Annotated in this window: 27 protein-coding genes; 11 read left to right on the forward strand and 16 right to left on the reverse strand. The window is 40.2% G+C overall.

The features are described from left to right. Nucleotides 1-401 precede the first annotated feature (401 nt). Nucleotides 402-791, reverse strand: coding sequence for an MAPEG family protein (locus Q4575_RS17855; RefSeq protein ID WP_303523719.1), 390 nt, complete (start codon nt 789-791; stop codon nt 402-404). Nucleotides 792-1,150: 359 nt separating this feature from the next. Here Q4575_RS17855 and Q4575_RS17860 point away from each other — a divergent pair, with 359 nt between their 5' ends. Further along, the gene (locus Q4575_RS17860; protein ID WP_215964237.1) at nt 1,151-2,950 is read left to right on the forward strand and encodes a sodium:proton antiporter; all 1,800 of its coding nucleotides are present in this window, start codon (nt 1,151-1,153) and stop codon (nt 2,948-2,950) included. A gap of 91 nt (nt 2,951-3,041) precedes the next feature. Beyond that, complete coding sequence (locus Q4575_RS17865; RefSeq protein ID WP_215964236.1) at nt 3,042-3,569, forward strand: DUF3750 domain-containing protein; 528 nt, start codon at nt 3,042-3,044, stop codon at nt 3,567-3,569. Nucleotides 3,570-3,696: 127 nt separating this feature from the next. On the opposite strand, the gene soxR is transcribed toward Q4575_RS17865, so the two are convergent. After that, nucleotides 3,697-4,140: a redox-sensitive transcriptional activator SoxR gene (gene soxR, locus Q4575_RS17870; protein WP_215964235.1), complete on the reverse strand. Its 444-nt coding sequence runs from the start codon at nt 4,138-4,140 to the stop codon at nt 3,697-3,699. 114 nt (nt 4,141-4,254) lie between these two features. Between soxR and Q4575_RS17875 the strand changes: the two genes are divergently transcribed. The 5 genes from Q4575_RS17875 (at nt 4,255) to Q4575_RS17895 (ending at nt 6,708) form a co-directional block, all read left to right on the forward strand. After that, entirely contained in the window at nt 4,255-4,410 is a 156-nt protein-coding gene (locus Q4575_RS17875) for a hypothetical protein (protein WP_303523720.1), read from the forward strand. A gap of 11 nt (nt 4,411-4,421) precedes the next feature. Next, on the forward strand, nt 4,422-4,838 hold the full coding sequence (locus Q4575_RS17880; protein ID WP_303523721.1) for a VOC family protein: 417 nt from the start codon (nt 4,422-4,424) through the stop codon (nt 4,836-4,838). Next, a complete protein-coding gene (locus Q4575_RS17885) occupies nt 4,831-5,340 on the forward strand; it encodes a flavodoxin family protein (RefSeq protein ID WP_303523722.1) in 510 nt (169 codons plus the stop codon). Before Q4575_RS17880 ends, Q4575_RS17885 begins: the two co-directional genes overlap by 8 nt. 97 nt (nt 5,341-5,437) lie before the next feature. Next, entirely contained in the window at nt 5,438-5,611 is a 174-nt protein-coding gene (locus tag Q4575_RS17890) for an oxidoreductase-like domain-containing protein (protein WP_303523723.1), read from the forward strand. A gap of 134 nt (nt 5,612-5,745) precedes the next feature. Beyond that, entirely contained in the window at nt 5,746-6,708 is a 963-nt protein-coding gene (locus tag Q4575_RS17895) for a zinc transporter ZntB (RefSeq protein WP_215964230.1), read from the forward strand. Nucleotides 6,709-6,762: 54 nt separating this feature from the next. On the opposite strand, the gene Q4575_RS17900 is transcribed toward Q4575_RS17895, so the two are convergent. Further along, complete coding sequence (locus Q4575_RS17900) at nt 6,763-7,611, reverse strand: LysR family transcriptional regulator (RefSeq protein ID WP_215964229.1); 849 nt, start codon at nt 7,609-7,611, stop codon at nt 6,763-6,765. 148 nt (nt 7,612-7,759) lie between these two features. Between Q4575_RS17900 and rimK the strand changes: the two genes are divergently transcribed. From rimK to Q4575_RS17920, 4 genes are read left to right on the forward strand one after another with little or no spacing between them, the layout of a single operon-like run. Further along, on the forward strand, nt 7,760-8,665 hold the full coding sequence (rimK, locus tag Q4575_RS17905; protein WP_215964228.1) for a 30S ribosomal protein S6--L-glutamate ligase: 906 nt from the start codon (nt 7,760-7,762) through the stop codon (nt 8,663-8,665). An 11-nt stretch (nt 8,666-8,676) separates the two neighbouring features. Continuing rightward, nucleotides 8,677-9,717, forward strand: a complete 1,041-nt coding sequence (locus tag Q4575_RS17910; RefSeq protein WP_252736724.1) for a succinylglutamate desuccinylase/aspartoacylase family protein — start codon at nt 8,677-8,679, stop codon at nt 9,715-9,717. Between the two features lie 15 nt (nt 9,718-9,732). Then, a complete protein-coding gene (locus tag Q4575_RS17915; RefSeq protein WP_215964227.1) occupies nt 9,733-10,182 on the forward strand; it encodes a RimK/LysX family protein in 450 nt (149 codons plus the stop codon). A 3-nt stretch (nt 10,183-10,185) separates the two neighbouring features. Beyond that, a complete protein-coding gene (locus Q4575_RS17920) occupies nt 10,186-11,064 on the forward strand; it encodes a mechanosensitive ion channel family protein (RefSeq protein WP_303523724.1) in 879 nt (292 codons plus the stop codon). Between the two features lie 105 nt (nt 11,065-11,169). On the opposite strand, the gene Q4575_RS17925 is transcribed toward Q4575_RS17920, so the two are convergent. The 13 genes from Q4575_RS17925 to Q4575_RS17985 form a co-directional block, all read right to left on the reverse strand. Continuing rightward, the gene (locus tag Q4575_RS17925) at nt 11,170-12,363 is read right to left on the reverse strand and encodes an OprO/OprP family phosphate-selective porin (protein ID WP_303523725.1); all 1,194 of its coding nucleotides are present in this window, start codon (nt 12,361-12,363) and stop codon (nt 11,170-11,172) included. Between the two features lie 11 nt (nt 12,364-12,374). Continuing rightward, a complete protein-coding gene (locus Q4575_RS17930; RefSeq protein WP_215964224.1) occupies nt 12,375-12,971 on the reverse strand; it encodes a DUF4956 domain-containing protein in 597 nt (198 codons plus the stop codon). Further along, nucleotides 12,955-13,716: a polyphosphate polymerase domain-containing protein gene (locus Q4575_RS17935; protein ID WP_215964223.1), complete on the reverse strand. Its 762-nt coding sequence runs from the start codon at nt 13,714-13,716 to the stop codon at nt 12,955-12,957. The genes Q4575_RS17930 and Q4575_RS17935 overlap by 17 nt, the downstream gene beginning before the upstream one ends. Before the next feature lie 31 nt (nt 13,717-13,747). Beyond that, complete coding sequence (locus tag Q4575_RS17940; RefSeq protein ID WP_303523726.1) at nt 13,748-16,564, reverse strand: CotH kinase family protein; 2,817 nt, start codon at nt 16,562-16,564, stop codon at nt 13,748-13,750. Nucleotides 16,565-16,756: 192 nt separating this feature from the next. After that, nucleotides 16,757-17,986: a cyclopropane-fatty-acyl-phospholipid synthase family protein gene (locus Q4575_RS17945; RefSeq protein WP_303523727.1), complete on the reverse strand. Its 1,230-nt coding sequence runs from the start codon at nt 17,984-17,986 to the stop codon at nt 16,757-16,759. A 7-nt stretch (nt 17,987-17,993) separates the two neighbouring features. After that, nucleotides 17,994-18,734 (reverse strand): DUF1365 domain-containing protein, encoded by a 741-nt coding sequence (locus Q4575_RS17950; RefSeq protein ID WP_215964220.1) that lies wholly within the window; start codon nt 18,732-18,734, stop codon nt 17,994-17,996. Next, nucleotides 18,731-19,987, reverse strand: a complete 1,257-nt coding sequence (locus Q4575_RS17955; protein WP_303523728.1) for an NAD(P)/FAD-dependent oxidoreductase — start codon at nt 19,985-19,987, stop codon at nt 18,731-18,733. The genes Q4575_RS17950 and Q4575_RS17955 overlap by 4 nt, the downstream gene beginning before the upstream one ends. Next, the gene (locus tag Q4575_RS17960) at nt 19,988-20,713 is read right to left on the reverse strand and encodes an SDR family NAD(P)-dependent oxidoreductase (RefSeq protein WP_303523729.1); all 726 of its coding nucleotides are present in this window, start codon (nt 20,711-20,713) and stop codon (nt 19,988-19,990) included. Beyond that, nucleotides 20,710-21,153: a nuclear transport factor 2 family protein gene (locus Q4575_RS17965; protein ID WP_215964217.1), complete on the reverse strand. Its 444-nt coding sequence runs from the start codon at nt 21,151-21,153 to the stop codon at nt 20,710-20,712. Before Q4575_RS17965 ends, Q4575_RS17960 begins: the two co-directional genes overlap by 4 nt. After that, nucleotides 21,153-22,529 (reverse strand): deoxyribodipyrimidine photo-lyase, encoded by a 1,377-nt coding sequence (locus Q4575_RS17970; RefSeq protein WP_303523730.1) that lies wholly within the window; start codon nt 22,527-22,529, stop codon nt 21,153-21,155. The genes Q4575_RS17965 and Q4575_RS17970 overlap by 1 nt, the downstream gene beginning before the upstream one ends. 6 nt (nt 22,530-22,535) lie before the next feature. Beyond that, on the reverse strand, nt 22,536-23,483 hold the full coding sequence (locus tag Q4575_RS17975) for a DUF523 and DUF1722 domain-containing protein (RefSeq protein ID WP_215964215.1): 948 nt from the start codon (nt 23,481-23,483) through the stop codon (nt 22,536-22,538). 20 nt (nt 23,484-23,503) lie between these two features. Further along, on the reverse strand, nt 23,504-24,193 hold the full coding sequence (locus tag Q4575_RS17980) for a ChrR family anti-sigma-E factor (protein WP_272180735.1): 690 nt from the start codon (nt 24,191-24,193) through the stop codon (nt 23,504-23,506). After that, on the reverse strand, nt 24,186-24,803 hold the full coding sequence (locus Q4575_RS17985; RefSeq protein WP_272180734.1) for a sigma-70 family RNA polymerase sigma factor: 618 nt from the start codon (nt 24,801-24,803) through the stop codon (nt 24,186-24,188). Before Q4575_RS17985 ends, Q4575_RS17980 begins: the two co-directional genes overlap by 8 nt. Between the last annotated feature and the right edge of the window lie 13 nt (nt 24,804-24,816).

Raw genomic sequence — 24,816 nt, forward strand, 5'->3', positions numbered from 1 at the left:
TTTAAGAGAAATTTAGTCGTCTACATTTTAATATATGGCGCTTAGGTTAAACCGCAAGTATATTCAAAATTAACACTATTTTTGCTATTAACATGCAATGATTAGGTTAATTACAAGACGTTCGATAAATTCTGTTTATGGTAATTACTGCCAGTGTTTACCTGTGGTATTTATTCAAATAATTACGAATGTGTATTTTGTCGGTTTTAAGTACATTTATGATTGCAACTATTTGTAATAATGAATAAATACGCATTGAGGAAAGCGCCTCACCATAAAGAAGTGCTTTTTGTCACTTTTAGGTAGTAACACTCACCTCCAATTGATTAAACAATATATTTACGCAGGCGTCAGGTAACGCGAGAAAAACCGAGTGACATATCACCCGGCTATTTACCTTTTTATTTGTACAATAGTTGGCCAACGATAAAACCTGCAGTAATTAACACGAGTGCCATATTGCTGAAAAAAGTTAGTGCGAAACCGATTGTGCGTTTTGATGGATCGTTAACATAAGCCATCGCATAAAGTTGGCGACCAATAATAAATATAACACCCGGAATAAACGCCCATTTCGCGCTAACATAATAGGTAAACGCTAATAACGATGGGATATAGATGATAAGTTGCTCTAACGTATTTTGTTGCACTCGAAAGAGCCTTTCCCATGTTTTTTCACCGCTAATATTAGGTGCAGTGACTTCGAATTTTGGTCTTGAAACACCCACTTTTAAAGTGAACCAACTGTATTGCAACAGCGCGACCATTATAATTAAAACTGATAATTCCATGATTTTACCTTTTTATAGTTGTTTGTAATTTTTAGCCCGCACTAAATTAATACAGGGGTAATGTTTAAAAGATTAACAGCCTTAAGTAAATTTGCTAATCGTTGTTTTCAATCAGTCCTTCTATCCATCTTAGTGATCACGCGGTATTTTTATTTAAGAGAGTCCATTAAAGAAATAAAAGTTAACGGAATACTAAAAGTATTTTTATAAAGTTCGTTTTACAAGCTATAACATTAAGTGTGTTACACACTGGGTATTTGCAGTCCAGTAGAGGACCAAATTAGCATTAGAATTAGTTTGGTATCTACTCGTTTTTCAATTACTCTTTTTCTTCACTGGATAATTGAGAACTTTACTTCATGGATTTCGAACCTATTTCGTTACTTGTTTTGATAGGCATCCTGTCTATTTCTTGCCAATTGTTTGCTCATAAACTAAAAATTCCGGCGATTTTACCGCTATTGCTTATTGGCCTTATGGTTGGCCCCGTCTTTGGGCAACTTAATAGTGAGCAGTTATTTGGTGATTTATTGTTTCCAATGGTCTCGCTTTCAGTGGCAATCATTCTTTTTGAAGGTGCATTGTCGCTCAACTTTTCTGAGTTGGGATCACAGGGTAAAGTCGTGCGAAATCTTTGCACAATAGGCACCTTAGTTAACTGGCTGGTAGTCGCGCCCGTCGCCCATTTTGTATTAGGCATATCATGGCAAATTGCGTTTTTGTTTAGTGCGATTGTTACGGTTACCGGACCTACGGTCATCGTACCTATGTTAAGAACGGTTCGGCCCAGTAAAAATGTGGCACAAATTCTTAAATGGGAAGGGATCATCATCGATCCAATAGGTGCAATCCTCGCCGTACTAACCTTTGAATACATAATATCAACTCAAAATGCGATACAACATACACTCGTGGCATTTGGCAAAACAGTGTCTGTAGGCGTTATCTGTGGCGCCTTATTTGGGCATTTGTTAAGTGTTACCTTAAAGCGTGGGTTGATCCCTGAATACCTTATCAACACCGCGGTATTTACCTTTGTCCTTGGTGCCTTTCAACTGTCTAATGTTGCGGCGCATGAAAGTGGCCTGTTAACGGTTACGATAATGGGGATTTGGTTAGCGAATAAAAAAGACGTATCGATTAATAGCATTATCGAATTTAAAGAAACGTTAAGTGTATTGCTTATCTCAGGGTTATTTATCATCTTGGCGGCTCGGGTTGATTTGGCTCAATTAGCCGATATCAGCGTGAACTCAACGGTGCTTCTATTGTGTATGATTTTTGTTGCAAGGCCAATTGGTGTTTACTTATCGACGATGTCGTCATCACTGCGTTGGCAAGAAAAAGCACTTATTAGCTGGATCGCTCCGCGAGGCATAGTTGCCGCTGCAGTCTCTGCATTATTCTCTATAAAACTCGAACAAAACGGCATGGATGAAGCAAGTATTTTGGCGTCCTTGGTATTTTTTGTGATTATATTCACCGTCGTATTGCAAAGTTTGACCGCCAAACCGATTGCCAAAATGTTAGGTGAGCGTGAACCAGCACCACTTGGATTCTTAATTTTTGGCGGGAATCATTTTGCCCGGTTGTTGGCTAAAGAGCTGATGCAAACTGGCCTGCAGGTAAAGATTGCTGATACTAACTGGGAAGCTATTTCTGCGGCTCGAATGGAAGGCATCCCAACTTACTTTGGTAACCCAAGTTCTGAACATGCACAACGTACAATGGATCTCACAGGTATTGGAAATCTATTAGTGTTGTCACCTCATAAACAAATGAATTCTCTAGTGACCCAGTACTATCAATTTTTGTTTGGTGAAGAACATGTGGCAGGTCTAGGTGCAACGGATAAAAAAGAATTTGAAGGGCATTTGCCAACTGAAAAATACATGAAGAGCTTAGGTTTGTTTAACAACGTGAGTTACTCGAAGTTAGCGAGTATGTCATCACAAGGCGCAAGCCTTAAAAAGACGTCGATCACAGCTGAGTTTTCATGGGAAGACTATAAAAAGAAATATGAAAATAGGTATACCCCTTTGTTTATGTTTGACGAAAAAAATCACGTTAAATTGGTAACCAAAGAAACAACCTATAGTGAAGATAAAATAAAAGGCATAGTCAGTTTAATAAAGCCAGAAACGCCTGTATCTGAATAAATATTGCTGAATGTTAAATTTCTGAATTGAAATCACCAAGCAAGGCTTTATGCTTTGTAGGAGTTAAGTAAATAAACAGTTTGGGTTTGTAATGAAAGCGCTATTAGTTTTGGTTTTAGTAATGTTTGTCACCAGTTGTGCAAATTCCAACTGGCGAACGGCCAGTCGAGAACCTGCTGGTATTTCACCTAAACCTTGGGTCGAAGAAGCGGCGGTTATTGAGTTTTACGCAGCAGATGCGTTTAGTTGGCGCGGATGGTTTGCCGTGCATACGTGGGTTGCGATAAAACCTGAAAAGGCCGTAGAGTACACTGTATATGAAGTGGTCGGGTGGCGTGTTCGCAGTGGACTGCCAGCACTTAAAGAATATAAAACCATAACACCTGATACATACTGGTATGGCGCTAAGCCAGAAAAAGTATTGTCAATTAAAGGTGCAAAAGCCGAAAAACTCATTCCTAAAATCGTTGCCGCAGTTGCAAGGTATCCGTGGGCTGATGAATACACATTATTCCCTGGCCCTAATAGCAATACATTTCCTGCTTGGTTAGGAGTGCAAATACCAGAACTGGAACTCGATATGCCGTTCAGAGCGATTGGCAGCGGTTACGCAGATTAAAAATAATTTTCTAATCATGATGTAAAGTTTTTAGCAAAAGACATAAATTTGGCTAATTATCACAGCTCTGAGGAGACTTTGAACGAACCTGTTCGTTATGTGGATTGTTATCATATCTTCACGGCTATTATTTTGAATCTAAAATAACGGGTCCTGGTCCTTGACTGGAAAGCTCATCGTCGGGATTGTAAATTGGACACGAATTCAGGGACAAACAACCACAACCAATACATCCGGTCAGTGAGTCACGGAGGTTCTCCAATTGGTGAATTTTACGATTAAGGGCGTCGTGCCATAATTGACTTAAATGTTGCCAATCTTCTTTAGTTGGCGTTCTATTGTTTGGTAATGTCGAAAAGGCATGTTTTATTTCATCTAAACTCACCCCCATTTTTTGCGCCGCTTTAATGACAGATATACGACGTAATACTTCTGGTTTATAGCGTCGTTGATTACCTTGATTGCGCCAACTTCTAATCAATCCTTTTTCTTCATAAAAGTGCAACGTTGATACTTTTACGCCGCACCGTTTTGCCACTCGCCCGACGGCCCATGTAGGTTCTTGTTCCATTTTTTTTCACTTTTTTCAAAATAACACTTTACCTCAGGTTAACTTGAGGTTTTAGGATGTGCAACAGCTTAATCGAGCTAATTATTAAAAAATGAAATGCATTAGGAGAATCAAATGAAAAATACAAAGCAACATGATCAGGCACCTAGAAAATTAACTTCAACTTGCGCCGAGAACAACGTTAGGCAGTCCAAAACCGAACGAATGAACGACAAACAACTGGGTTACCGCTTTTGCAGTTTATTTAATGCCGTTATGAATTTGAAATAAGGAGAACAAAAATGAAACTGGAACATTTAAATTTAGTGGTTGTCAGTCTTGAAAAATCGTTAGCATTTTATCAAGCCGCATTTCCGCATTGGGTTATTCGTGGGGAAGGGCAGTCGACTTGGTATGGCACACCAAGAAACTGGCTACATTTTGGTGATGATTACAATTATTTAACATTTAATGACGGCGGTTCCGGTGAAAACCGTGACTTGAAGTCCAACTCTGTTGGTATGGCGCACTTTGCATTTGTAACCACTAACTTACAAGATGTCATCGACAGATTAAGGTTAGCTGGGTTTGAACTAGCCAAATATTCAGATGCCGAGGAATACCGAAAGAATGCGTATTTTATTGACCCTGACGGATATGAAGTCGAATTTGTTGAATACCTATCGGACATTCCAGCGCAGAGGAATTTGTATGTCTGAGTCAACGGTAATTATTTTAGGTTCTAGCCGAAGTGACGGTAATACAAGCGCACTCGTTCATGATTACGCGACAATCATAAATGCGACCGTGGTGGATCTTAACGATTATGAGATAAGCCCCTTTGATTATAATGCAGACTATAACGATGACTTTATTTCCCTCATGGCGGGCTTACTTAAATACGACAGAATAATTCTAGCGACGCCAATGTATTGGTACAGTGCCAGTGCACAAATGAAGACATTTATTGACCGTTGGTCTGATCTATTAAAAACGGAAAAAGCCAAAGGCAGGCAGTTACGGGGTAAACAAGTGGTTGTTTTAGCAACCGGCAGCGACAAGATCCCGCCGAACTGTTTTGAACAGATGTTTCAACTGACCTTCAGATACTTAGGCATGGATTATCGCGGCATGCTGTATTGCCAATGTGAGTCGCAATATCTTGTAGAACATCATCACGAAGTTATTGCCAAGTTTGTAATACAGATGGATCGTAACTAATTAACAGCCCTTAGTTTTCACTGTCAAAATCTTTTGTATACTCACTAAGTGACGAATAATTAGGTGGAATGGTATAAGTTTACCGCGCGGTATTTGTATGGAAAAACCAGAAAAACCCGGCTTGAGTGAATGTTGTGGCGGCGGTAGTTGTTGTCCATGTGTCTGGGATGTGTATTTTGCTGAGCTAAAGAAATGGCAAATTGAGCAAAAAAATAAACAACCAGATACAGAGGTTAACCACGATGTGGGAAAAACACCAAATGAGCCTTAGTCGCCCGAGTTAATTGCGAAACGCGGCATAAAATAAACGCTGTTTTAGGAATAAATTGATGTGCGACTTCGGTTTATTTGTGTATGTTTAGCGGTAATTCTACAGGTAACAAACTTATAAGGTTTGATTAATTTATGTCAAATTCAGATTTTATTTATGGCTTTTACTTTAATGCGGAAGGGCCAGCAGATCCCATTCCGTCATTAAATGAGTTAGATAATAACCGTCCAAGCTGGTTGCACTTTGACTACACAGAAGAGACAACCCAGACCTATTTAAGGGAAGTCAGTGGACTTAATCCCGTCGTTGCTGATGCATTATTGTGTGATGAAACGCGTCCCCGCGCGACGACGCTAGACGATGGTTTACTCATCTCATTGCGTGGTGTTAATTTAGCGCCCAATAGTGATCCAGAAGATATGGTGTCAATTCGCCTGTGGGTAACCAAAAACCGCGTGATCAGTACCAGACGTCGGAGATTATTATCGGCTAACGATATTGCTGTAAGTATGGAAAATGGTACGGGACCAAAGTCTGCCACTGATCTTGTGGTGCAACTGACCGATCTATTGATCTCTAGAATGACCAACACCATTGAAGATATTGAAGATAAGGTTTCAGTTATCGAAGAGAGTATTTTAACGAACAATAGCTATGCTCTGCGTAACGAAATATCAGATGTGCGACGCCAAATTATTTCACTTCGACGTTATTTGTCCCCACAAAAAGAAGCGATGAATCAGCTGATAAGTGAAAAGATTGCATTTTTTACCGCTTCAGAAAAAATTCAATTGCGTGAAACCACTGATCATCTCACCCGTTTAGTCGAAGACTTAGATTCTGTCCGCGACCGAGCTGCAGTGACACAAGAAGAGTTAAGTAATGGTCTTGCCGAGCAAATGAACAGCAGAATGTATGTGTTGTCGATTGTGGCCGCAATATTTTTACCGCTGGGTTTTTTAACAGGATTGTGGGGAGTCAACGTTGGGGGTATCCCAGGTGCCGAAAGCTCGACCGCGTTTAGTGTTTTTGTAGCAAGCTTAGTGGCTATAATTTCTGTACAAATTTGGTTATTTAAAAAGAATAAGTGGTTTTAACAGAACTTAACATTTGCAAATGCGCTTACAGTTACGAAGCGCATTTTTTATGCCCTAAAATTTTATGTGGGGAAATAAATTCAAAACCTGCTCGATAATTTCTACTTTTTGGCTTTTAGCTAAATATGCGGCGTACACGTCCCGGGAATAAACCGGTGCGCTTTCAATTAGATGTAACCGTTGTGACGCAATATGCTCAAACGTCATCTGACGGGGAAGATAAGCACTGCCTCCGGCATCTAATATAAAATTGAGTGCAATTCTAGGTTGGCTCATCATATGTTTTGGCGGTGGCGCTGCACTAAACTCCCTTAAATGCTGTGCATTAATGGCCTCGCCGTAATCAACCATGACATAATTATCCATATTTATTGCTGAATTTAGTGGCATTGGTTCTGATGAAACTAGCGTTAAAGGAACTGTAGCGACTTTTTCAGTCATTAGTTCTTCGACATAAGGGGGCTCAAACAAAAACGCGATATCAATTAGGCGACTAAGAAGATTTTTCCGCAATTCAAAAGGGCTATAGTTTGTTGTCATCAAACTTAAGTCATCTAAATTTCGATGAATTTTTTGTAACCAACTCTGCAAAATAATATCCCAAATAGACATCATTGACCCAATGACCAGTTGCGACGAAATATGTTCAGAGACGCCAACATCTTGTTTGGTCTTCTGCCACATTAATAACAGCTCGTTGGCGTGTTTTATTAATCGATTGCCTTCCGGTGTTAATTTGAGGTGTTTTTGACTGCGGTCAAATAACATGACCCCTAAATCGTCTTCGAGCAGTTTAATTCGTGCACTCACAGCGGATTGAGTTATATAGAGCGATTCTGCCGCAAGTCGAAAATGCAGCGTACGGCTTACTTCCAAGAATGTTTTAAGTAATTCAATTTTCATGGCTTTTTCTTTCTTACCAGTCTAATCAAAAAAATTGATTAAACCGACCAAAATATTGCGTTTTGTTGTTTGATAAATGCAGTCTACACTCTTTAAACATTAACCCGTTAGTGAAACGGAAACAAACTTAAAAGTTGGACAAAATATTATGAAAATCGCAATTTTATCTCGCAACGCAAACTTATACTCAACTCGTCGCTTAAAAGAAGCTGGCGAAGCAATGGGTCACGAAGTGGATATTATCGACACTCTTCATTGCTACATGGACATCACGAGTAGTCGTCCAACGGTTCGTTACCATGGTAAAGAACTGCCAATGTATGATGCGATTATTCCGCGAATTGGTGCGTCGGTAACGTTTTACGGTACTGCGGTTGCGCGTCAGTTTGAGATGATGGGAACGTTTAACGTTAACGAATCGGTTGCTATCAGTCGTTCTCGTGACAAATTACGCTCTTTACAATTGTTATCTCGTAGGGGCATTGGTCTACCGCGCACTGGTTTCGCGAGCAAGCCAGACAACATTAAAGACTTAATTAAAAATGTTGGTGGCGCACCCGTTGTTATCAAATTACTTGAAGGTACACAGGGAATTGGTGTTGTATTAGCCGATACGGCAAAAGCTGCTGAAGCGATTATTGAAGCGTTCATGGGCTTAAAAGCAAACATATTGGTTCAAGAATTTATTAAAGAAGCTGGTGGTGCCGATATTCGCTGTTTGGTGGTTGGCGGTAAAGTGGTTGCCGCGATGAAACGTCAAGGTGCTGAAGGTGAATTCCGTTCTAACTTACACCGTGGCGGATCTGCTGAAGTGATCAAGTTAACGAAACAAGAGCGTGAGACTGCGGTAAACGCAGCAAAAATAATGGGTTTGAATGTATGTGGGGTCGATTTACTGCGTTCACAAAACGGACCTATGGTTATGGAAGTTAACTCTTCTCCAGGTCTTGAAGGTATTGAAAATGCGACGGGTAAAGACGTAGCCGGAATGGTTATCGAATTTATTGAAAAAAATGCAAAACTACATGCGACAAAAACGCGCGGTAAAGGTTAGTAGGTAAAGATATGAAAGGAATGACGATGGCGCCATTAAAAATTGGCGAATTTACAATTATGCCAGGTGAGCAACGTAAAATTGAATTACCCGTTGCTAAATTGTATACCGATGCTGATGTATCTTTACCTGTGCATATTTTTCGCTCTAAAAAACCAGGACCAACAATATTTATAAGTGCAGCTGTGCATGGTGACGAGTTGAATGGGATTGAAATTATCCGCCGTCTTATCACCCAGAAGAACTTTAAAATTATTCGTGGAACTGTAATTGCTGTGCCTATGGTTAACGTATATGGCGTTGTAAATCAAAGCCGTTATATGCCTGACCGACGTGACCTAAACCGTTGTTTTCCGGGGTCAAGTAAAGGTTCATTGGCTGGTCGTGTTGCGTTTAAATTTTTGAATGAAATAGTCAAACAGTGTGACTACGGTATTGATTTGCACACAGGTGCGATACATCGTTCTAATTTGCCACAAATTCGTGCCGATTTAACCGATGATGCTACTAAAGAGTTAGCCCAAGTATTTGGTGTTCCTGTTGTATTGCATTCAAACGTATTAGACGGTTCTTTGCGTCAAGCGGCAGTAGAAAATGATACTAAGGTATTGTTGTACGAAGCCGGTGAAGCTTTACGATTTGACGAGTTTTCAATCCGAGCTGGAATGAAAGGTATATTAAATGTTTTACAGTTTTTAGGCATGATGCGAAGAAGCTCGGGCAAAAAACGGAAACCATTAGAACCTTTTATTGCTAATAGCAGTGGCTGGATGCGGGCAAATGCGAGTGGCATTGTTCACAATAAAGTTGATTTAGGTGACCAAATCGAGAAAAACGATATCTTAGCTGAAATCGGTAGTCCATTTGGTGAAGTCATCGATGTTGTAAAAGCAACACGCAGCGGTATTTTGATTGGCAAACAAAATATTCCGTTAGTGCAGGAAGGTGAAGCTATGTTCCACATTGCTGACTTTGAAGAAGATAGCCAGGACATTGTAGAGCAAATTGAAACTGTTCAGGGCCAATTATTACCTGATGGTATGCAAATTTAAATTTAGGACTCAGTGATGAATAACAAAAAAATCATAGGGCGTTTAGAATCGATAGCATTGCCAGATTTGGCGATAGGTGATTTACAAGTACGAGTGGATACTGGCGCTAAAACGTCATCGTTACATGTTGATAATATTCAAAAAGTAGTTAAAAAAGGCAAGCCTTTAGTCAAGTTTGATATTCATCCTGACGTCCATAATGTTGACAAGGTCGTCAGTTGTATTGCACCTATTTGTGATATTCGCAAAGTGAAATCATCAAACGGTGAAGCAGAGCAACGTTACGTCATTGAAACTTTATGTGAGTTAGGTGACGAGCAGTGGATGATTGAAATATCGTTGACTGACCGCTCTGACATGAACTACTTAATGTTGTTTGGCCGTGAAGCAATAGGTAAGCGATTTTTGGTGGACCCATCAAAAGTGTTTATTAATTCTCAAACTAACGACGAAATAAAAGTGTAAGTTATGGATTTTCAGCAAACATTTAGTTCGATTAGAGATGTATTAGGGACAACAATATTTACTGTGTCGGAGCAACCCATCACCTTTGGTGGGCTGCTTATGATACCGATATTGATTGTTTTGGGTCTAAAGCTAACTAAGATGTTAGTTCGACGTGTTAGTCAAAATTTGGCGTCAAAACACACCGACCCTAATGTCATTCACTTGATGCAACGATTGTTTTATGTTGTTGCGATAGCGATTTTGGTTATCACCATTTTAGACATTTTAAATGTGCCGATAACTGCGTTTGCATTTCTTTCGGGTGCCATTGCCATCGGTTTTGGTTTTGGAGCCCAAAACATCATTAACAACTTCATCAGTGGTTGGATTTTGATGTGGGAAAAGCCAATAAGAATAGGCGACTTTTTAGAAGTTGAAGAAGTTAAAGGTGTGGTTGAAGAGATCAATACGGGGTCAACTCGTATACGACGAGTGGACGGGGTTCATATGCTAATACCAAACAGTAAACTGCTGGAAAATACCGTGGTTAACTGGACGTTAGTAGACCGGTTAGTCCGTTCTACTGTACGAATTGGGGTAGCCTATGGCTCAGATCCAAAACAAGTTGCGGCGTTAATTCAACAGGCGACAGATGAGCAGCAGGAAGTATTGCAAGATCCAAAACCGATTGTTACGTTTGAGGATTTTGGCGATAACGCGCTAATATTTGACGTTAATTTTTGGATTAACTCAAGTGTTGAAGGAGGACTGAGAATGGCTCGAAGTCGCATCAGGTTCAGGATAAGCGAGTTATTTGAAGAAAAGAACATTGTTATTGCGTTTCCACAACGTGACGTCCATATTGACGGTGCGGTTACCATTACTCGGGCACCAAAATAATTAACAATTTTCAATACGGTTGATGACGTGAGTACGTTATGCCATCAATAAAAAACGGTCACCAAAGGTGACCGTTTTTTATTATACAGGGTAAGGAACCTTTATTTAAAATGAATACTGTAACCTCAAAGAGGTCGCGGAACCTTGATTAATGAGCAAAGCGTTTTTACCTGATATATCGGCTTGTTGATAACCAAGCTGGGCTCTAAGATGTTTGCTATAGGTGTAGTTTAAACCGTAATAAAGCGATGTCGCTTCAGTACCATCGTAATTATCCCGCGCATTTAGCTCACCATATCGAACCACTAAACTTAAAGCACCATAATCCGATTCTGGTTTTATGCCTCCGAGTTTGCCATTTTTGTAGTCCATTTCTTCACCGGTTAAGGTGTAGGTCATTTGTGTGTAGAAACCATCGTATTGACTGTTTAAGTCTGACGAGTCTGGGGCGGCAGTGACTTTTTGGTTAAAATATTCGCCTTGCAAAACAACTCTTTCAGCTATAAACGCAAATTCAAGTCCGGTGGTAGATTGGTCAGTCGCGTCGATTTTTTCACTTTCTATAATTGAATTAGATCCATAAAGCTCTAAGTCTTCGTTAATTCGAATTGAGTCATCTGGATCTTGATTGCGGCTGGTGGCAGAAAGACCAAGATGCAATCTGAACTTATCGGTTTGACTGAATGGCAAAAGAAACTTTTTGTTATATGTCGCCCGAGCGGTTATCGCTGTTTGTTTAAAATCAATGTATTCGGAGTTATTAAATACACCGACAGCCCACGTATAGCGCTTTTGGTTATCGCTAAGCATGATCCCGGCATTGCGTTTAGGAGCAAAAGTATTGGTTGCCATCGACCGTTCCATGGCCCCAACTTTTGTTGAGCTTGTTAGATATTCTAAACCCATAGGCTCTTTAAATTGACCTACCGTAACGTTAAAGGCAGAAAAATATTTGCTTTTAATACTGGCGTCTTTGACTTCTATTTTCTCTTCTAATTGGTCGTAGGCGACTTGGAGTTCGGCACTCCAAAGTTCAGAAAATGTATATTCAGCGGTTAAGTCTAAGCGCCGCAGTAATGCATCTTCAAAATCATCGTCGAGAAACAAATCATCTGCTTGACGAACATCAACCATAACCTTGCCTGATATCTCTAAAGCCGGTTTTTGTTCGGCCTCGTTTTCAACAATTGATTCGGCGGCTGTTGCAGCGGGTAATGTAAAGAGCGTCAATACCGATAAAGCAAATGCAGCTTGGGCAGTATTGTTAACGATTGATAAATTAAAAGGTTTATAAAACATATATCATCACTTCATTCTATGGGGTTCACGGGACGACGATAAAACACTTTTAATAAGGCACTGTCCCTTAAAAAATCGACATCACCGATTTCAACGTTGGTCACTTCCACGCCAAGTCGTTGCTCTAAATCAGCATAAAGTTGCTGACTTTCGCTAGGCTTAATTAACGCAATATTTTCATAACGAACCAGTTTGTGTTCGATGGTTTTAGTAAATAAAGACGTTTCACTAAATCGTGTAATGATACATAGAGCCGCATTGACCCCAGTAAGTTCCATCATACTTAGCGAACTTACCGAAGAAAGTAATGAAATTGCAATTAAAACAAAAAGGTAGGTCATATCACGCACTGACAATGTTTCGGTTCGATAGCGTAACATGGAGAAAACGGCAAATAGACCAAAAGCGAACCCCATGGACATCTCGACATCGTGAAGCAGGGCGGTGACAAAAAATACCCCATTACCAAAGACTAAAAAGCCAGAACTAGATTCACTTTGGGCATCGTTTCGATAATAAATGCCTCGTAATAAAACGATTAGACTAACAAAATTAATTGCGAATCGTGTTAAAAAATCGGTATTAAGAAGTTCAAACGTTAGGTTCATTAATAACTCCGTGGCGGCGTTTTAACGCCAAAAGGGTAGGTTTAAATAAATTAGATTTAATCTCATTTGGTCGCAGTAATGCCGTCCCCAAACAATATTTGCTAAACGAGCTGGGTCGCAACCCGTTGTGTTTTAAGACTCGATAAAGTGGTGAGCTTAGGTTTAATTTTTGTTGCTTTAATTCGACAATACAAACCCGGTCAAGGGTGATTGTGTTGTTGGTTTGTAAGTCTGTAAACTCAGTATTTAAGTCTATTGTCACCCGCTCACCAAGCTGTTCGTTTGCCAAACTTAACCGTTGGTAATTGCAATTTTGAACATCGATTAATGCCCCAAATTTCTGCAAGCACTGCTGCGTCGTAAAGGTTGTAAACTGCTTAGCTTCATTGTCGGCGACAATTTTAATTCTGGTTTTTTCGGTGCGTGATTTATTAGATTTAATTTTAAGTTCAAAAAAAGCTAAATCATGATCGGCATAACAGCGTCGTCGAACTTTAACGCGATTAAGTTTACCGTTGTGGTGCTGATGATAAAAATCAAATTCTGGCGTGTCGTAATAGACGTTTTCATATTGAGCAAGTAAGTTGCCATTTATATTTAACAAGCTGCAATGGGGCTTTAAGTCTTTTAACAATAAAGGCAATTGGGCCATAGGTAACAAAAACTTACTGTCGACCCGATTCATTAATTTTGCATTTTTAAGATCATCTAACCCATGCTGGTTAAACGAATTTAATATATTCAAATCGAGAGAAAAACTACGAGCTCCCACAGGCTTATGGCTCTACAAATACGGCTTCTACACTCGTATTTGAACTAAGGGTAATCTGCACTTTAGCGCCTTCCATTTTTTGTCCGTTAACTAACCAATGAGAAAAGACTACGCTATCTTGTGGCTTAGCTTCAAATTGAATAGGTATGGAAGAGAAATATCGACCTTGCCATGAAGCGTCATTTAACTCGATTGAATTCAATTGAATCATGGCCTTGTTCGGCAAATTATTGTCTATGGTGAGTGCATAGTCTTGATTTAGTGCAAAATAGTTTTTTATATGTGTGCGCATATATCCCGGGCGAAGCATGGCAAATTCTTGCATTATTGCAACCTCGCTGTGCCACGGTTGCGTGCTACTACTGCCTGTCCAACGTTGAAATTGCGCCGGAATTTCAGACTCAATATGGGCAGCTAAATTGGCGATATGTTGAGAAACCGCGGTGGGTTCAAATCGACTATTTAAGTCATCTGAAAATTGATTAATAAAACGATGTTTAAAGCTTTCATTGGTCAATAGCGAACGCAGTAGTAATGTGGACCAAGGTGGATTTGGCCAATCAGGACCATATTCGGTAGTGGCAAAACTTAACGAATCAAATGAGTTTTGCTCATGCCAACTGGGGAAGTTATTAAACGAAAAATCTGTGTCATATAAAATCCAATGCCACTTGCCGTTTTTGGGACGCCACATTTTAATATTATTTCCAGGCCAATCGTGGTTGTCGAAATAAATTTGTGCAATTTGATAACGCATAAAATTGTCGATATCAATTTTACTGTCTACATATGCGTAATTGTCGTCATTGTTTAAGTTATTCGAAGCCACAAATGCCATTAAGTTTTTAAAGTCTCTATTGTCGCCATGAACCAGTACGCCGTTGGCTTCAACAATATCGATTTGGTCGGGGTTTAGGTCATGTTTGCTCGCCAAAAAGTGTTCGTTCACTTTTTCCCGTAAGTTGTATAGTCCCCAGAAAGCTCCGTTTAGATAAACAAGGCTGGGTTGAGCGGCTTGAACATCGATACTTGAGCCTGCCATTAGCCGAGTTGTCGCAATGTCCTTAAACATGGTTTTTAGCCAATCCTGGCCCGAATTTCGAAGGACTAAACTTTGAAATTTATCGTAGGGTAGATCATCAAAAAACGTACCTTCAATTTCTTTTTCACCATAACGCCCGCGAGCAAAGAGTGAAAATGAACGTTGTTCGTTCGCGCGACTCCAGCCTCCAAATATTTTGGCTCCTAAATCAATTTCAACCAATAAATTGTTATCACGACCGTACATGGAAAAATGCATAGGTTTTTCCCAGTCTTGCCAAAAATTTGAATTGAAAAATGGCAAGATACTATTGGCATTGGGACCTGAAACATACATTCCGTTATGGTGATCCCATAAATTTTTATCTTCAGTGACCAAAGAAATTATAGGTAAAACATGATCTTTATTAGGTAAAAATACGCGTGTCGAAGTGGGTGAAGGGATTGCATTGGGTGCAAATATGGCTGCTCGAATAACCGTGTCGGCGTCGATATTTATTGGCCCGGTATAGAGTGGCGAGGTTTCTGTCGGCACGCTGTGATCCGTCGTATATCGAATTTCTTGCCCAGTCTCAGCGCCACTAATAATTAAACTGAGGTCATCAACAAGTCCGCCTTGATGTGAATAAATTGGTTCATTGATTACGGCCCCTAAAAACGAGGTGCTCGAATTTTCTTGTTCCGGTGTTGCCTCTTTAAAATAAACTGACTCACCCTCGTCATTTATTCCTACTGAGCCATTAAGTGAGTGCCGACCCACTAACAGTGAATGAACTAACTCCCCAGTGTCATCAATTAAATACAAGGTTTCAGGGTCGGTACTTGATAGTTTAAAATTACTATGCAGTTCATTATCTGTCAGCTTTAATAGCGCAGGTGGCGTTACACCACTTGTAAAAGGCAATTCGCCGTTGTTGATATGACCCGTTAAATACGGACGCATTGACATATCACTCGACGATTCTCCGTGGTTATGGACTTGAATTGCTAACACATTGTCGCCGATTATCAGTTCATCAATGAATGCGCTTACATCAAATCTTTCAGGGGAACCGCCAGAGTAGATAACAGCTTCATGTGAAGCGGTTGCGGGGGTATTGTAGCTTGGCAACAATCCGCCAATATTATTACGAGCGATTTCTTTGCCGTTTAAGTACGCAACAAATGCGTCGTCATAATCTATGTCTAAAAATAATTGTTCAATTGCTGTGGTGTTATCGAGGTTAAAGGTAAAGCGAGCGAATATCGAGCGCACTCCAGCTTCTACTATAGTTGTGTCATCATTATCGCCATAACCAAGACCTGATTTTCCCGTTGACCAACCTGCAGTGTCAAAGTTAAGTTCTGGCCAATCACTTGCAACAGCCGATTTTGGCGTGAGGTAGGTAACATCGTGTTCAGTGGTTACAAATGTTCGGTATTGCCCAGAAAATTGGCGATCTTTGTCAGACGCCCAAACCAATAGATAGCTTTTGGGAGAAATAGCCATTGCTGGAAATGACCATTTTGATGGCTCGTCAACATCGTCTGTAAGTGACCAATTAGCGAGTGATACCGTTTCATCTGAGCCATTATATAACTCGATCCAATCAGGGGAATCACCGTCTGCATCGTCGTATAAAGAGTTTTGGGAAGCGGCTTCGTTGATAACAATTTGAGAAATTTCACCGTCTGTAATGTCTGGTGTGGTATCAACCTGTTTTTTACTTTCGCCATCGCTGCCACCGCTGCAAGCAGACAGGAGCAAGCAAGTTAAGATCACGCTAATTTGAATGTTCATTTTATTATTAGTCTGTTATTTCATGCCAATGCGTAAAATTTAGACTAAAGCAGTTTTTTCTATTTGTCAGTATAAGTTTTTGCCCTATACGTTATGAAAAATACCTTTAAATGCAGTTATTTGTTAGGAACAACATGGGGAATGGGGCTATCGGATAATTTAAGTTGAACCAATAGCCGTCATTATTTTCGACTAAACGGATTTTTGTGCGACGAGATGGACAGTGCTTACTCGACGCTCTAAAAAAGCGCCCTCGCAATAACACAGGTAATAATCCCAAAGGCGTTTAAACTTCTCGTCGTAACCAAGTTCATTTATATGTGACCAATTGCTTTGGAAACGTTCTCGCCAATGGTTTAGCGTTTTTGCGTAATCGATACCAATATCAGCCAGAGTAATAGGCACCATTTCGGTATATTTGGTAAGGTGCTGGTTCATCACAGTAACAGAAGGCAAACAACCACCAGGGAATATGTATTTTTGAATAAAATCAACATTGTTTGCGTAATATTCAAATCGCTGATCGGCAATGGTAATGGCTTGAAGCAGTAACTTCCCGTCTGGTTTCAATAAAGAATTAAGCTTTTTGAAATACGTTGCAAAATACTCTTTGCCCACAGCTTCAATCATTTCAATTGAAACGACCTTGTCATACGTTCCAGTGAGTAAGCGATAATCTTCTTTCAGTAAAGTGATCTTGCTACTAAGGCCAAGCTCGTTAACTCGGTTATTGGCGTAATCAAATTGCTGGTCAGAAATGGTTGTTGTTGTGACATGAACGCCATAGTGTTGAGCGGCGTATATTGCTAGGCCTCCCCAACCTGTACCGATTTCAAGTAGGGATTCGCCAGGCTTTAGGTCGAGCCTTTGGCAAATGAGTTCAAACTTGTTTATTTGCGCTTGTTCCAAAGATTGGTCTGGGTCGCTGAATATAGCCGACGAATACACCATATTGTCATCTAAAAATTGCTCGTATAAATCGTTACCAAGATCATAATGGGCCATGATATTTTTTTTGGCTTGGAACATTGAGTTTCGATTACTGCGATGCATGAGCCAATCTGCGATTTTCGACAATACAGACTTACTGTTTTCAAGTTTATCCAATATTGCTTGGAATCGAGCAAATACGCGGATTAAGGTGACTAGATTATTGCTTGACCACTTGCCATCTAAATAGGCTTCTGCGGCGCCGATACTACCGCCCTTAACCATGTCAACAAATGTGCTACTGTCGTGGATAATGATCTGGCTTTGCAGTTCGGAGCTTAAATCGCCAAAATACTGTTCGTTAGAGCCTTCTTTTATCGTTAGACCGGCGTCTGTCAGTTTTTCAAACTGCTTAAAAACAAGCTGGCGACAACGCTTCTCAAACCACGAATGTTTTATTTCATTATCCGACTGGATTCTAATGTTTTCCATAGTTTCCTCAAGGTTTTGGGTTTGCGATAAACGGTATACGTTTCGCAAATAATTTAGCCGCTTGCCAATAAATCCCTAATACGATTTTGAATGTCATTAAGGGATGCTTAAACAGCACTTTTAACAGATTTCGGCGGTTTAACACTGTCTTTTTAAGGGTCAATGTTGCGTCGAATACTTTGTCAGTTTTGTGGTTTTCAATATGCACAAGTAACTTGCTTTTTGGAGGGCTCACCCGCCAGTGATAAGTCATGTCTATTGGCATAAATGGTGACACATGGAAGTCCTTTTTATTGGTACTCCCACCAACCACGTCTAAGTTAACTAAATAATAGTGAGTCTGATTCCAAGGTGTATTAGAAACCTCAGCTATCATCACCACGCACTTATTTTGGCTATAGCAAAAATAAAAATTTACTGGGCTGAAATACAAACCAAAACAACGACATTGAGCAACAAGTATTATTTTGTCAATTTCTCGGCTTTCGCCTAATTCCAGCGCTTTGTCTTTAATACGTTTTTTTAAATCAGTTGGATCACTTTTATTTTTCATGTAATCCGATTGCTTAAATCTTAGTGGTGACCACCAGTTTGTGCCAAATAATCGAGACTGTTGCGTTAATTGTGGGATTTCATCAACATCAATGGCAACCATGAACAGGCCATAACTGAATTCATGTTGTTTAGGGCTAAAACGGCGGTGTCTTATTTGTCCAACATATAAGCCGCTGTTGAGCTGTTTGCTCATAGGTAGAGACCAAACCTTGCGGTTACATCAAGTGCACTTTTAACGCCGTCTTCATGAAATCCGTTGTACCAATAAGCACCCGCAAAGTGAATTTTATTGGTTCCACATATTTCTTCTCGGCGTTTTTGTGCTTTAAAACTTTTGTTGTTAAAGATGGGGTGATGGTAAATAAATTTCTTTAATACTTTGTCAGGTTGAATGTTTTGAGATTGATTTAAGGTGACACAAAACGTGTGTGGTGTGTTTTTCAATCCCATTAAAATATTCATATTGTAGGTCACCGCAGCGGGTTGATCTCGATTGTCGTCGAGTTGATAATTCCAGCTGGCCCAAGCGAGTTTGTGTTTGGGTAATAAATTGGTATCGGTATGTAATATGACTTCATTTTGTGAATATTCGATATCACCCAATATATCTTGTTGCTGGGCGGTTGGATTATCTAATAGGGCAAGTGCTTGATCTGAGTGACAGGCTAAAATGACTTCATCAAATTGTTGTTGGTCACCGTTTGAAAACTCGATGATCGGGCCTGTCTCATCTTGAATAACTTTGGCGATGTCTGAGTTTAAAATGATGTTGTCGGCAAAGGGTTTTATTAAATTAGGAATATAATTTTTTGAGCCACCCGGAATGACATACCACTGGGGCCGATCACTAATATTAAGTAAGCCGTGATTGTAGAAAAACTGAATAAAAAACTGCAACGGGAAGTCCCGCATTTGAGTTAGGCTGGTGGACCAAATCGCTGCGCCCATTGGCAAAATGTAATGTTGAGCAAAAAAATCATTAAACCTCTGATCTTTTAAAAACTGTCCAAGTGTTAGGTTTGGGTCAATTGCCCCTTCCGTATATAAGGATTTGCATGTTTTGTTAAAACGTACAATCGAACGTAGCAAACGCCAAAAGGTCAGGCTAAAAATATTTTTGCGCTGGGCAAATAGGGAATTTAAATTGTGCCCATTATATTCCAAACCTGTAAGTGTATTTAATACACTAAAACTCATCTCAGTTTCTTGTTCGTCTATGCTTATTTGACCAAGTAGTTTTTGAAAGTTTGGGTAAGTACGGTCATTAAATACGATAAACCCAGTGTCAATATCATAGGATTTGCCGTCTAAATTCACTTCAACAGTAGCAGTATGCCCGCCAATGTAGTCATTTTTTTCGAAGACAGTGACATTGTGACGTTTAGATAAAAGGTGAGCACTAACTAAGCCAGATACGCCAGTACCGATTACTGCGATGTTTTTCATTTAAACGTCCTTTACAGTTAACAATGTCTGCCACTTAACAGGCAAAAGGGAAAGAAATTTGAGGGTCAAAATAAGCATAAGTGGAAAGCGTATTCGATTTTTCTTTTTCGAAATTCCTTTAACAATGGCGTCACTGGCTTCCTTGGCGGTCATTAAAAATGGCATGTCAAAAGTGTTTTTATCGGTCAAAGGGGTTTTGACAAAACCGGGTTCGACCAATGTAACGGTATAACCTTTTGGCGCTAGAGATTGTCTCATTGAATTGGCTAAATAATTGATACCCGCCTTTGAAGCGCCGTAGGCTTCTGCTTTGGCGAAGGGAAAATAGGTGACACTCGAGCCGATAAAAACGATGTGACCGCCAGGTTTCAATCTTGGGAGCCAAAGATTGAGGCAATATCCAATGGAAATTAAATTGGTTTTAATGATCCGTTCAAACAATTTGTCATCAAAATTGATGGTGTCGTCGATGTATTCGCAGTCGCCTGCGTTTAGGACAATTAAATCTAAATCAAAAATTGCTTTAGAGGCCTCTTCGATCTCTGGCTTGTTGGTGACGTCAAACTGCAGCGGGTAGATATTTTTACTCGATTTAGTCAGAGTATTTAGTCTATCTACATTCCGGCCGCAACCATACACTTGATAAGAGTTTGCGAGGTTTTTGGCAATTTCTGCACCTATGCCAGAAGTAGCTCCGGTTACCAGAGCAATTTTAGCCTCACTCATGACGATAACTTATTTTTGAGTTTTTTTATGACGAGGCCAATTAAAGGCACATGTTCATACACCATTTGGCCTAAATCGAGATAGTCTTTGTGGTGAGTGACTCTGTCTTTTTCGCCAACAAGTTTACTGTGACCAGTTACGGTTATTGGCTTGTGGCTGTTAAGACGTCTGTGACGATAGGTCATTGTCCAATATACAGCGGCGTTTTTATCTTGAAAAAACACTTCGTCTATAACGAAAGTGCATTCCGTAACATTGCTATAAAGTTGATCAAAATATTTAAGCAGTTGCGACATACCCGAAAGCTGATGTGCAGGGTCACTAAATTTAATATCTTCGTGGTAGACATCAATTATATGATGGACGTTTTCAACCGAAAGTTGTGAATAAACTTCGATGAATTGGCTTAACCATAGCGGTTTATCTGGCTGCTTAGACATTATTTCATACCATAAAATTCTATTGCGTTTACGCGACTCGATTTTAAGTCGACAATTTCAGGCCAGTATTTATCCGCTTGACCCTGTTGGATAAGATATTCAAAAGGGGCATGGATGTATTTGTCTGGCACATCTCTTAACTCTGGTAGATATGTACGTATGAACTTGCCAGACGGATCAAACTTTTTACTTTGAGACTGCGGATTAAAAACTCGAAAATACGGTTGAGCGTCACAACCTGTGCCAGCAGACCATTGCCAACCACCGTTATTTGCCGCAAAGTCGCCATCGATTAATTGCTGCATAAAATAAGCTTCACCTAATCTCCAATTTACGAGTAAGTTTTTGGTAAGAAAACTCGCTACAATCATTCTTAGACGATTGTGCATCCAACCGGTTTGTTGCAGTTGTCGCATCGCAGCGTCGATTATAGGGAAGCCTGTTTTAGCATCTCGCCATAATTGGAAATAGGTTTCGGTAGGTGGCCACTGAAGCTGATCGTATTTGGCATTAAAACTCCGGCCCTTAATTAAGTCTGGAAAATGGAACAGTAGATGGCGATAAAAATCTCGCCAAATCAACTCATTTAACCAACTAAATTCGGCACTGTCGGGTGAGTACAAAATGTCTGGGTGTTTATACATTAATCGTTTTAAAACGCTACGGGCACTTATCGCACCGATGGCTAAATAAGGCGATAGTCCAGACGTCCCTTTTACACCAGGGATGTCTCTGTCCACCTTGTAATTTGCTAATTTAGTTTGAAAGAACTTGGGTAAAACCGTTTGTTCAACTTCGTTTGCAAGTGGCCATTTGCTTGAGAGCTGATTTTGGTCGGAAGCGTCGTTAACTTGAGTGAGATGATTCTCAAGGGGAAAGTGAGAAAACCCAGTCATTTGAACTTGTTCTAACCAAATGCGCCGGTAAGCTGAAAAAACTCGATACATCTCACCTTGTTTATTTTTGATGATCCCTTTGGGAACTATCGTATCGGCTTCAGTAAGGTGTAAGTTAATGCCACTTTTGATGATCTTGTTGTCGCGAACTTGCTCATTGAGTTCTAACTCAGAGTTCGCGTATACCGTGGTGATATCGTGTTGTTCACACAATTTCGCAAGGCTAGTGTGTTGTTCATTAAAATCGGTGGTATCGATAACAAGGAGTTCGATACCTAACTGCGCTAATTGTGCTTTTAATAGCTGAACGTGGCGATGAATAAAGTTAATTTTAACTTCCGCCATCTGGTGTTTTCGCCACTGTGGTTCGCAATTAAAAAACAGCGCCAATTTAGTATTGGCGCTTAATGCGTTTTGGAGGGCGGGATTATCATCTACACGTAAGTCATTGCGGAACCAAATAATTGAATGATTATTCATCGATGTTTAGTACCCGTATCGCAGACGTAATTGCAAAGGGTAAGGTGAAAAATAACTTTGCTTCGATAGATAGTCGTTAGGGTATTCTTTTAAATAGTGGCTAAACAAAGTTAATGGCGCAAACAGAGGAACAAGTCCTTTACTGTAACCATCTATGTTTTCTAGCATTTCTTGCTTTTGACTCGCTGTTAAGAACTTTTTGAAGTAACCCAATAGGTGCATCAATGTATTACAGTGCCCTTTACGCGTTGCATTTTTACTTAATGCGGCCATTAAGTCTGCGATGTACTGCTCTGCTAGTTCTTCAAGCGGCAAGGTGCTAGTGCCCAATTTGTTCCCCAACTTTTTATAGGTCGCTATGTGATGAGTCATGAGCAGATATTTATGCTTTGCATGAAATTCGGTTAGGGCATGTTTAGTTACTTTTGCCGCCTTGAGTTCCTGCCATTGACGATAAACAAAGACGCGCATGACAAAGTTTTCACGTAATGCCGCGTCATTAAGGCGACCGTTTTCTTCACACGGTAAATTAGGATTATTGAGCATGATTTGTTTTGCAAACATACCAATACCAGATGAGTCTGAACCTTTACCGTCTGCTGAATAAACTTTTACCCGTTCCATACCGCAACTCGGGCTTTTGGCGCAAAAGATAAAGCCTGAAAGATGGTCGGTTTGTTCAGCAACTTTTTTCCCATACTCAGTTAACGCATCCGTTACATCCATAGTGCCATCTGGTCGACTGACTTTGATCATGTCTTCGTGGCGGATCTGCCTAATGGTTGGGCGAGGTACCGGTAATCCAACGGCGACTTCTGGGCAAAATGCCTGATATTCTACAAACTCAGATAGTGCGTCCATGCAAAATGTAGAACGTTTATGGCTTTTGTCGAACCGAACTTCCTGCCCAGTTAAACATGCGCTTATGCCAATTTTAATTTTGTCTGTCGACATCAATTCTCTCCTAACTGAGCTTAATAGATTAATCTGCCAATGGGATTCAGCAGTCGGCTCACGCCATGACTAAAGTGCAATGAATCACTGACAACTGTGTAACATAAACAGCCTTCGACTGTTTCAGGTTGATGCTTATGCTCGCCATTGAGCCACATAAAATCTCCGACGCCGTAACTTCCCATTTCGTCGGTAAAGCTGCCGTCTAAAATTAACGTTATTTCAAAACCATTATGGGTATGGTGTGGTACTTCACCACCGGCCCCTATGTACAACATGCTGCTGCGTAGATTCCCGTCTGGTATCTCCATTCTGCTGCGACTAAGCTTGCCAAGGTTTAACCAATCACCAAAATTGATGTTTGATAATGCTCTTGGTATTGGTAGTGTTTTATTACCGGCTTCAAAAAATTTCTGAGCAGTAGGTTCCATACGTGCAAGTGAGTCATCCTGAGTAATTGCATTGAGCATATTTTCTAAATCAAGTTCAGGTTCTGTTCCAGATGGCATTTGGGTTTCAAATTCACCATCGGTGACATAGTCTTGAGTTGCTAATTCTACATCTGCGACCTCAGCTGTTTTTGCGTCTACAATCGCTTTACAAGTGGCACACATATCAACGTGCAATGAAACCGCAACAGTAATAGATGCGGGTAATTCCGCTTTGACATAAGACTGTAAAATATCGAGTGAAGGGTGATGATTAATCATTTTGTTCTCCAAACTCTTGTTTTAAACGTGAAAGGGCGAGTCGAAGTCTCGATTTAACTGTGCCAAGCGGAATGTCCAAATGCCGGGCAAGTTGCTCTTGTGAAAACTCTTGAAAAAAGACACCTTGTACAATTTGCTTTTGTTTCTCAGGCAAACTTTCTACTTTCTGAAGGAGTTTTTTATCGAACAAATGATCAGTAAATACATCACTTTCGACCACGACCTCTTCGTGAATAGGCCATAAATCGTCAGAGATATTTTGTTCACATTGAGTTTGCTTTTTCCGTAAGTGGTCAAAGCACAAATTTCTCGCAATAGTATAAACCCAAGTTGTCACTGCACCTTTGTCAGCGTGATACAAATGGGCTTTTCGCCAGATTTGAGTCATAGCCTCTTGCATTATTTCCGCCGCTAAGGCGTCATTATGCACTTGGCGACTGGCCATGCGTTGCACCTTGCCACTGAACCAATAAAATAGGTTGGCAAAACTTTGCTTACAACGTTTGTCGGCAACTGCCAGCATCCAGCCTTGTAATTGCGATGTATCGTCTTTATCCATAATCGCCCTGTTCTGGCCGATTAAAGCTGACTGTTCTTGATGTCGGTTCATTGTGTTCACAATA

The sequence above is a fragment of the Psychrosphaera sp. 1_MG-2023 genome, assembly GCF_030548245.1.
Lineage (GTDB): Bacteria > Pseudomonadota > Gammaproteobacteria > Enterobacterales > Alteromonadaceae > Psychrosphaera > Psychrosphaera algicola.